At 65.2% G+C, this 1,613-nt stretch carries 1 protein-coding gene; it reads left to right on the forward strand.

Annotated elements, in window-relative coordinates; translation table 11 throughout:
• Positions 1-98 precede the first annotated feature (98 nt).
• Complete coding sequence (locus NG898_RS26020; RefSeq protein WP_252695096.1) at positions 99-1,571, forward strand: ISNCY family transposase; 1,473 nt, start codon at positions 99-101, stop codon at positions 1,569-1,571.
• Positions 1,572-1,613: the final 42 nt, after the last annotated feature.

A 1,613-nucleotide genomic window follows, 5' to 3' on the forward strand; every position in this document is an offset into this window, starting at 1 on the left:
ATGTTGGCGCCAAGTTGTAATGTCCGGTTATAGCCAAGTTCAAATGTCCGAGTGACTGAGCGTAGCCTAGACGGCTCCTTGCTTTGAAGGAGTCGGCCATGCGCCCGGACACGGTTACCTTGACGATGCGGCAACTCGATCGACTCAAGATCCTCCAGGCGCTCGCGGATGGGCACCTCAAGACTGGCATTGCGGCAGTCAGGCTGGGCGTGAGCGTCCGCCAAGCATTGCGGTTGTTGCGACGCTATCAGGCTCAAGGTGCGGCGGGTCTGCAGAATCGACACCAAGGGCAACCGGGCAACAACCAATTACCGCCCGGCCTGGAGTCGCGCGTGCGTGGCCTGATCCGCGACAGCTATGCCGATTTCGGCCCGACCCTGGCCGCTGAGAAGCTGCGTGAGCGGCACGGTATCGACTTGGCCACGGAGACGGTGCGCCGGATCATGACCGACGCCGGCTTTTGGGTGCCGCGCAAGCTGCGCCCGCCCAAGGTGCACCAGCCGCGCAACCGGCGCGCGTGTCTGGGTGAGCTGGTGCAGATCGATGGCAGTGATCACGCGTGGTTCGAGGACCGCGCGCCGGCCTGCACGCTGCTGGTGTACGTCGATGACGCCACCGGCCGGCTGATGCAGCTGCTGTTCGTGCCGACCGAATCGACGCAGGCGTACTTCACCGCCACGCGGGGCTACCTTGAGCGCCACGGCAAGCCGCAGGCGTTCTACAGCGACAAGGCCAGCACCTTCCGGGTCAATGCCCGCGAGAACGCCGAGGGCCGTGGCTACACGCAGTTTGGACGAGCCCTGTTCGAGCTGAACATCGACAGCCTGTGTGCCAACACCAGTCAGGCCAAGGGCCGCGTGGAACGCATGAACGGGGTGCTGCAGGACCGGCTGGTCAAGGAGTTGCGCCTGCGCGGCATCCACTCCATGGAGGCGGCCAACGCGTTTGTGCCGGCGTTCATGGCAGACTTCAATGCGCGCTTTGCCAAGTTGCCGAGGAGCGACTTCGATGCCCACCGGCTGCTGCGTGGCGACGAGGACCTGGCGCGCATCTTCTGCTGGCGCGAATGGCGCAAGGTGTCGGCGAGCCTGACCCTGCAGTACGCCAAGGTGATGTATTTGTTGGAAGACCGGCCGGAGCACCGCAAGCTGGTGCACCGCTACCTCGAGGTGGCCGAGTACCCGGATGGCACGATCGAGCTGTGGGCCGACGGCGCTTCCCTGCCCTACACCACCTATGACCGGCTGGCGCAGATTGACCAGGGCGCGATCGTGGAGCACAAACGGTTGGGGCACGTGTTGGCGGTGGCGGCCGAACTGCAGGCGCAGCGCGATGATCGACGGCAGGTCGGGCCCTCGCGCACGTTGGTGGGCGAGCCGCCGCGGCCCAAACGTCCGGCGCCGCAGACCAAGCGGCAGCGCTTGATCAACCGGCTGGACCTGGAGCGGGCCATGCAGCAAGTCGGGCCAGGCCAGCCCTGCAGCGTGCCAGCCACCCGCACCACCGCCCTACGAGCCGCCCCCAGGAAGAATCGAACCGAGCACAAAGTGCACGCCCGTGCCGACATTTGAATTTGGTTGCGAGCACGACAACTAAAAACCGGCTGGACAAAA

This window comes from Ralstonia mojiangensis, assembly GCF_023955645.1.
Lineage (GTDB): Bacteria > Pseudomonadota > Gammaproteobacteria > Burkholderiales > Burkholderiaceae > Ralstonia > Ralstonia mojiangensis.

Bases quoted from the DNA above. Each gene is read 5' to 3' on its own strand.
- NG898_RS26020 (WP_252695096.1), top strand. From the start codon at position 99: ATGCGCCCGGACACGGTTACCTTGACGATGCGGCAACTCGATCGACTC.